6 protein-coding genes are annotated in these 7,991 nt (G+C 65.7%); all 6 read right to left on the minus strand.

Annotated features, from left to right (window positions below; genetic code table 11):
• Positions 1 to 80: 80 nt before the first annotated feature.
• The 6 genes from EH199_RS07280 to EH199_RS24350 all read right to left on the minus strand — a co-directional run bounded on the left by EH199_RS07280 (position 81) and on the right by EH199_RS24350 (position 7,844).
• A complete protein-coding gene (locus EH199_RS07280; RefSeq protein ID WP_370449671.1) occupies positions 81 to 1,559 on the minus strand; it encodes a TolC family protein in 1,479 nt (492 codons plus the stop codon).
• On the minus strand, positions 1,559 to 2,629 hold the full coding sequence (locus EH199_RS07285; protein ID WP_124808609.1) for an HlyD family secretion protein: 1,071 nt from the start codon (positions 2,627 to 2,629) through the stop codon (positions 1,559 to 1,561). The genes EH199_RS07280 and EH199_RS07285 overlap by 1 nt, the downstream gene beginning before the upstream one ends.
• The gene (locus tag EH199_RS07290; RefSeq protein ID WP_124808610.1) at positions 2,626 to 4,308 is read right to left on the minus strand and encodes an ABC transporter transmembrane domain-containing protein; all 1,683 of its coding nucleotides are present in this window, start codon (positions 4,306 to 4,308) and stop codon (positions 2,626 to 2,628) included. The genes EH199_RS07285 and EH199_RS07290 overlap by 4 nt, the downstream gene beginning before the upstream one ends.
• Positions 4,309 to 4,623: 315 nt before the next feature.
• Positions 4,624 to 6,336, minus strand: coding sequence for a dihydroxyacetone kinase subunit DhaL (gene dhaL / locus EH199_RS07295; RefSeq protein WP_124808611.1), 1,713 nt, complete (start codon positions 6,334 to 6,336; stop codon positions 4,624 to 4,626).
• A gap of 22 nt (positions 6,337 to 6,358) precedes the next feature.
• Complete coding sequence (locus EH199_RS07300; protein ID WP_124808612.1) at positions 6,359 to 7,696, minus strand: MFS transporter; 1,338 nt, start codon at positions 7,694 to 7,696, stop codon at positions 6,359 to 6,361.
• A 1-nt stretch (position 7,697) separates the two neighbouring features.
• The gene (locus EH199_RS24350; protein WP_190287181.1) at positions 7,698 to 7,844 is read right to left on the minus strand and encodes a hypothetical protein; all 147 of its coding nucleotides are present in this window, start codon (positions 7,842 to 7,844) and stop codon (positions 7,698 to 7,700) included.
• Positions 7,845 to 7,991: the final 147 nt, after the last annotated feature.

Consider the following 7,991-nt stretch of genomic DNA (forward strand, 5'->3'; position numbering starts at 1 on the left):
TCACCCATTCTTGGTAAATCCACGTCGTCCATCGGCTAGCCGCAGAGATGTTCGCTGCGACCAATCCAGCGCGCCGCAGCTTAACGTGCGTCCAGCTTGAGGGCGCTTTCATCGGCCGTCGCCGCAGCGAGCTGCGCCCGCGCGGCGGCGATGCGCGCACGGGCTTCGATCAGCTTCACGGCGGCATCGGTGGCGGCTTCCTCGCGGCTGTTGACGAGAAAGAAATCACTCGATCCCAACGCGAAGCGGCGGCGTTCGGCCTCGGCAAGCCGACCGGCGAGAGCGACCTGCCGGCGGGTGGCATCCGCCAGTTCGCGCGCGGTGTCGACCTCGATGCCGATCCCGGCCACTTCGGCGCGGATCTTCTCGGCCAGGTATCGCTGCTTGACCGACAGTTCGTCGAGCTTGGCGCGGCTTTCGGTCAGCTTGCCCCGCGCCTTGCGGTTTTGCAGCGGCACTGTGAGCGACACGCCGAAGACTACCTCCAGCGGCGAGCGGCTGTAGCCGCCCGCACCTGCCGATCCGATGTCCTTGGCGATTTCGCCCTTGAGATCGAGCCTGGGCCGCAGGTCGTTCTCGGCCAAAGCCAGCTTGACCGATGCCTGCTCGATCTCTTCGAGCAGGATGCCGAAATCGGGCCGTTCCTCGATTTCGAAAAATGGATCCACGTTCATGCCATCGAAGGCCGCGGCCGAAGGCGGCAGCCGGTCGGCATCGACCAGGACCGGAAGGCCCGCTGCATCGCGGTAGTAAAGCGAGAGCTTGTTCGCCGCTGCCCGGAATTCCTGCCGTGCCTGCGCGACCAAGGCTTCCCGCTTGACCATGTTGGCTTCGTTCTCGGTGAGCAGGATTTCCGGCTTCGCGCCCAGTTGCACCTGCCGGCGGATGCCATTGCCGCGCTCGACCGCGATGTCGTAAAGCGACTGATAGGCCTGCAGCTTCAGCCCGCTTTCCACCCACTTCTGATAGGACTCGATCGCGCGGGACTGCACGCCGATGGCGGTGGCGCGCGTCTCGAAGCGGGCGATGTCGATGTCGTTTCCGGCAAGCTGCGCCGTCGAACGCCGGGCGTCGATCATGCGATCCCGCAGCAGGGCGTAGAGTGCACCGATCTTCACCTCGCCGAGCCGGTTGGTATAGGCCTTGTCCTCATAGATCGGGAAATCGCCGCGCGAATTGCGATACTGGCCGTAGAGGTATCCGCCGTTGCCGGTGAGGGGGCGCTCCGCCTTGCCGGTGACTTCCGAACCGTCGTAATAGCCGGCAAGGCGGCTGCGGGCATCGACCGAGAAGACCGTGTCGAACGCGCCCTCGGCGCTCAGTGCCCGCCCCTCGGCCTGGCGCACGCGCGCCAGCGCCGCAACGATGTCGGGCGCCGCGCGCGCCGAGGAGCGCAGGACCTCGTCCAGCGTGAGCGGCGTGGACGGTTGATCGTCTCCGTGGGCGGGCATAACCGCCATCGGCACCGGGCGGACGGCGACGGGGTCGGCTGCGCTGGCCGCCGTGCCGGCCGTTGCGGCGAGAAGCAGCGCATTGATCGCAAGGAGCCGGCGCATCATCACTTCTTCTTCTCGATCGAGCTCTTGTCCTCCTTCGCGGCTTTCGCCTCCTGTTCGCCGACCTTACTGGCTACGCCGAAATTGAGCGGGAAGTCGTTGAGCTGACGCCACAGCTCGTACCAGACGGGGACGGTGTCGCCCTGAATCCAGCCGAGCACCTTGCTGCCCTGGCGCACGAAGCGGCGCTCGGGCCAGGCGGTCTTGTTCGGCGCCTGTTCGACGAGGACGCGAAACAGCCCGTCGCTGCGCGGGGTGGGATCGACCGAGCGCACACGACCATCGTAAATGCCCACGGCGAAGGCCGGCCATCCGCTGAACTGGAAAGCCGGGAAGCCTTCGAATTCGAGCCGCACCGGGCGGCCCGGCGCGACCAGCGGGATATCCCGACCGTCGATGTACAGCTCTACCGCGCGGGCGATGCGCTCGGGCGCGATCGTCGCCAGCACCGTGCCGGAGGAGATCAGCGATCCGCCCGCGGCCGCGTTGAGGTTCTGGACGCGCCCGTCGCGCGGCGCGGTGACGATCTGCGCCGAGCTTTGCGCCAGCTTGATCTCGATCTGCTTCAGCTTGGCGCGGGCTTCGGCCAGTTTGGCGTCGGCTTCCGAAACCTTGATCTGCGTCTGTTCGTAGTCGCGTCGGGCGGCGAGACCTTCGGTATAGAGCTGGCCCGTGCGCCCCACATCGATTGCGGCGGTGGCGCGCGCCTGCTGGACGGCGGCGATCTGTGCCTCGACTTGCGCTTTCTCGCCGGCGAGCCGTTCGAGGAAGTCGGGATCGACATCGACCACGCGAACGATCGGATCGCCCGCATGGACGAAATCGCCATCCTTCACGTAGAATTCCTCGACGCGGCCGCCGACCAGCGAAGAGACGTCTCGGGCGCGGTCTTCGGCGTTCAGCGTGGTGACCTGACCGCCGCCCTGGGCAGTTTGCAGCCAGGGCACGAACAGGATCGCGACGGCAAGTAAGATGCCCACGAGGATGAGCCATGCGACGGTCGTCACCACGCGGGGCGGGCGCAGCCGTGCCAGCGAGGGGAAATGCTCCATCTGGGTGTTGTCCAGCGTCATGGCTGTACCTCCCGTTCCGCGACGAAGCGCAAGAACGCGTCCTTGTCGGCGAAGCGGCGCTGCTCTCGCGCGCCAAGCCAGTACCAAGCGTCGAGGTCGAGCGCCTCGGGCCGTCCGCTGCTGAGCAGGACGGTGGTGCCGTTCTGCCGCAGTTCGGCCAGCGTCGCCTTGAGGACGCCCAATGGCATCATGTCGAAAAGCTGCGACATCAACAGCACCCGGGGTCTGCTGAGCAGGGCGTTGGCCAGCTTGAGCTGCATCACCTCGACGATCGAGAGCGGCGAGCCCGAGCTGGCGAGCTGGGTGTCCAGACCGTTGGGCAGACTGGCGAGGCGGGCGAGCAGGCCAACCCGCTCCAGCGCCCGCATGGTCGTCGCCCCGTCCCCGTTTCGTCCCTCGGCAAGCGTCAGGTATTCGCGCAAGGTGACATCGACGATCGTCGGCCGGTTGAGCACCATGACCGCCGATCGCAGAAGGTACATGTTGAAGCTGCCCAGTTCGCTGCCGCCGATCGAGACGATGCCACCCGTGGGAGTGATATGGCGCTTGAGCAGCAGGGCGAGGGTGTTCTCCACGCCGGGCTCGGCCAGAATGACCGCCTGTTCGCCGCCGGCGATCGCGAAATCGAGGTGGACGCCGTCGAAATCGACATCGCGAAAGCGCACCGAGCCATCGCGCGGCGCCTCGCCCCGCTGGCCGGGACGCTCCTGCGGGATGGCGAAGACCAGCGATAGTTCCTCGCTGCTCGCGACGAGATCGTAGAAGGTGTCGAGATACCAGCCGAGCTGGTAGATGCCGTAAAACACGCCGGACAGGATCAGTTCGGCAGCGACCAGCTGCCCGATCGAGAGCTGTCCGGCAAGGATCAGGCTGCCGCCGAGCGCCAGCAGGGCTGCGGCCGCGAAGGCATAGACGAGGAAATAACCGAGGGTCTGGGCGAAGCTGTATCGGAAGTAGCGGCGGTGGGCCTTGATGTAGTCCGCCGTCACCGCCTCCGAGCGGTCCATCGCGAAGTCCAGATGGCGCGCGGACTGGTAGAAGCCGTTCGACGCGCCGACGCTTTCCAGCCAGTGCGCGGCATCATGCTTGGCGTGGCTGACGCCGACCGCGCCGCTGATCGCGCCGTGGCGCCAGATCAGCCAGATCGCGAGGCAGACCAGGACCAGCACCAGATTGAACGCCAGGAAGAAGGGGTGGTAGAAGCTCGTCACCAGCAGGCCGACCGCGCCCTGCAGGATGATCGTGAACGCCCCGATGACAAGGCTGGGCACCGACTTCTGGATGATGGCCATGTCGAAATAGCGGTTGAACAGGCTGCCGGAGCTTGCGTCGGCGAAGAACGGGTTGCGGGCATGGACCGCGCGCACCGTGATCTCGGCCACCACGCGCGCGAAGATGCGACGCTCGAAGATGGCGAGCAGATAGATCCGCAGCGCGCTAAGCCCCGCGACTACCAGCAGCAGCACCAGCAGCACACCCGAGAGGATCCACAGGGGCGCAACCTGCGCGGTGCGCGCCACCGAGTTGATGAGAAGCTGCACCGAGATTGGCGTTGCCAGCGACAACAGGCTGATCGCCACGGTATAGACGATACCGACGTTCACATAGCTTCGGTCAGGACCGACAATTTCCGCCAGCCATGCAGCTGCCTGCCGCAGACCGATACGTTCACCAGCCAATTTCACCCCCTGTCACGAACCGTTTCGTTCCCATGACGGATGACAATCCATTGTCAGAGAGGGCCAACTAGCGAGCAAACTTTTCTGGCCTAGGGATGTTGCATTGCAATATATTGCTGCCGGGCAGAATCTGTCTGGCCGCTCGGGAACGGGCGCAGCGCGGCATCCGGCGCTGCCTCATTCGGATGGGAACACGCGTCGGCAATTCCGGCGCGCGCGGATGGCCTGACCCATCACGCCGATGGTCAGTCTATGGCTTCCCGCCCCCTGGAATTGCCGCGAATTGTGACGCCGCTGTCCGCCTGCCGGTCCGGTTCAGGCGGCTCGTGCCCAGCGGTGAAGGGCATCCACCCATGTCGCGACCGCGACCGCGCCTGGGTCCGGATGGCCAATTGCCCGCTCGCCGATATAGCTTGCGCGCCCGCGGCGTGGCGCCATGTCGCGCGTTGCATCGGCGCCGGCTGTCGCTGCCGCAAGCATGCGGGCGCTTCGCTCCGCGGCATTGCCCTCTGCCGAAGCAAGTGCGTCCGCTGCGGGCAAGAGCGCGTCGAGCATGGTGCGGTCACCCGGTTGAGCCCCACCGAGTGCCATGACGCCCTCACAACCGGCCTGCATGGCATGCGCCCATGCCATGGGATCTGCGGGATTCGCTTCAGCCGCCATGGCCGTGGCCGCGCGCAGGACGAAAATGGAATAGAGCGGGCCGGATGTCCCTCCCAGAGAGCGACGCAAAATCCCCGATATCTGCGCCAGTGCCTTCGCGGGATCGTCCAGGGCCAGGGAATCGAATGCCTGTTCGACGCTCGTCGCGCCGCGCGCAAGGCTGATGCCGAGATCGCCATCGCCGACGGCGCTATCCAGCCGGGTGAGTTCCGGTTCGGCAGCTTGCAGCGCCTGGATCACCGCGCGGATCGCCTCCCCGAAGCGGATGCCATGCTCGCCATCGGACCACGACTGGCCTGTAATCGGCTGCACGCCGGCGATCGAAACCGCCGAAGCGACCTGGACCGCGCTCACCGGCGCCGTCGGCGCTATCCATGCCGGAGCGGCGGTGGGGCTCAGCAAACGATGGATGCGCAAAGGGTCAAGGCGCATGACGGAAAGAGAGCACCCCGCCATTTCCAGCGCACTCAGGAACGTACCGGAACTCACCGCCTTTACGGATATTCCGGCTGCGGCCAGGTGTCGCAAGGCACCTCGCGCTGCTATCGCAAGTTCCAACGCGGGCGTACCGCCAAGGCCATTGACCATCAGGGCGACCTCGTCACCTGCCTTGAGATCACCGTGCCGCATGATGACCGACAACATTTCGCCCAGCATCGTATCGACGGGAGCGATTGCCGTTCTGCGCACACCGCTTTCACCATGGATGCCGAGGCCGAATTCCACCTCATCCTCGCCCAGCTCAAATCCCGGGCGGCCAGCGGCTGGAACCGTGCAAGACGTGAGGCCCAGCCCCATCGAGAACACATTGTCGGCCGCCGCCTGCGCCTCGAGACGGACTTCCTCCAACGGCCGTCCCGCTTCCGCCGCAGCTCCAGCCACTTTGTGCACGAACACCGTCCCGGCAATTCCCCGTCGACCGACGGCGCGATTCTCGTCTCCAAGCGCCACATCGTCGCCGACGATCACCACATCGACCGGGATGCCGTGCGTCCGCGCGATCTCCGCCGCAAGCCCGAAGTTCAGCTTGTCGCCGGTGTAATTCTTGACAATGACCAGCACGCCCGCCGGGCCGCCGACGGTCAGGATCGCCTTGAGCACCGCGTCAACGCTGGGCGAGGTGAAGACCGGACCGGCGACCGCCGCCGTCAGCATGCCCTGGCCCACGTAGCCGGCATGGGCGGGCTCATGGCCGGAACCGCCGCCGGAAATGATCGCAACCTTGCCGGCGGCGCGCAGTTCTTCGTAATCGGCGCGAAGCACCACGGTTTCATCCGGCAGCAGCATCAGCCGGCGATCGGCAAGAGCCAGCCCTTCGACCATATCATCGACGACGCGTGCGGGATCGTTGATCAGTTTCTTCATGACGGATCCTGTTTGAAGTGTCTCAGCGGTGGGCGGCGGCAACCGCGGCGCCGTAACCGCGCCGGGCGGTGGCGATCAGCGCAAACGCAACGATTGCGGCCAGGCCGGTAACCAGCGCCAGGGAACGGCCCACGGCAAGGTCAGACTGGAAAACGCGATCGGTCGCGAGCGCCACGAATGTCGGGCCGAAGCCCATGCCGATCAGGTTGATGGCAAAGAGATAGAGGGCGGTAACCTGCCCGCGGAACTCGTTGGGGGTGATGGCGTGAAGGGCTGCCGGCGCTATGCCGGTCGGCACGCCCAGGAAAAAGCTGGTCCAGGCGAGTGCGGCAAGCGCCAAGGCTGGCGAGGAGGCGAGGCCGACGAATGGCACTACCGGAATGACCGCCGCCATTCCCAGAAGCGAAGCGCGCAAGGCGCCATCCGGCTTTCCCGAAGTGGTCATCCGGTCGGCCAGCCAGCCACCGCAAAGAATGCCGGCGCATCCCGAAGTCAGCAGGATCACGCCATAGGCAAAGGCGATGTCCCCGGCGCTCCAGTGGTGGACGCGAATAAACAGGGAAGGTACCCAAGCCGAAAGGCCGTAGCTGATGATGGCGTTGACGCCGAAGCCAGTCACGATCGCGAACAGGATTCCCGCCTGGGCGCGAAAGAAGGCGAACGTCTCGGCCATATCGGGCAAATGGTGATCGCCCTTTCGGCGCTCCTGGCGTTTCGGTTCGCGGACAAGCAGCATGAGCCCGGCCACGGCCAGCCCCGGAATTCCGACGATCATGAAGGCGGCCTGCCAAGGCCTTACCGTGCCGGCGAGCGGCAGGGTCACCGCAGCTTCCTGCGAGGCGGCGGTGACCGCAAGCCCGCCCAGAATCAGCGCTACGCCCGAACCGACGAAGATGCCCATCGTATAGGCGCTCATCGCCCGGCCGCGACGAGCGGGGGCGAAGTAGTCCGATATCAGCGAATAAGCAGCCGGGGAAAGCGTCGCTTCGCCCACGCCGACCATGATGCGCGCGGCGAAAAGCTGGTGGAAGGTTTGCGCGAAGCCACAAGCGACGGTGGCAAGACACCACAACACCATGCCACCCGCTATCATGGCCTTGCGGCTGCCACGGTCTGCCCACCGCCCCAGGAACATGCCAAGGAACGTGTAGAAGATCGCAAAGGCGAAGCCGTGCAACAGGCTGATGGCGGTGTCGCTCAGTTGCAGGTCTGCCCGGATGGGCTGGACCATCAGGCTCAATATCTGCCGATCCACGAACGCGATCGTGTAAGCGAGCAGCAGGACGGCTATTACCAGCCACGCGCGCAGCGGGGCGGGATAGCCGCTATCCTCGGCCCGCCCGGCGCCCCGCGCGGCCATGTCAGGCGCGCTCAAGGCGAACCGGCAGGCTGGACAGCCCGCGCAACCAGTTGATGCGCTGGTACGAGGGCTTGCCGGCCAGTTCGATGCGGGCAACCTTGCTGGCAATCGTCGACATCAGAACATCGGCCTCCAGTCGGGCCATCATTTGCCCCACACAGGCATGAAGGGGGCGTTTGCGGGAGGGGGCGGAATCCTACGCCAAGCTCGCCCAGATAGCCGGCGCGAGATCTTACTTGTTGCTGCCTTCTACGGTCGCGCCAGAAAGGCGACGGCTCAGTTCTATCCGGCGATG

Source organism: Novosphingobium sp. LASN5T (genome assembly GCF_003856955.1).
Lineage (GTDB): Bacteria > Pseudomonadota > Alphaproteobacteria > Sphingomonadales > Sphingomonadaceae > Novosphingobium.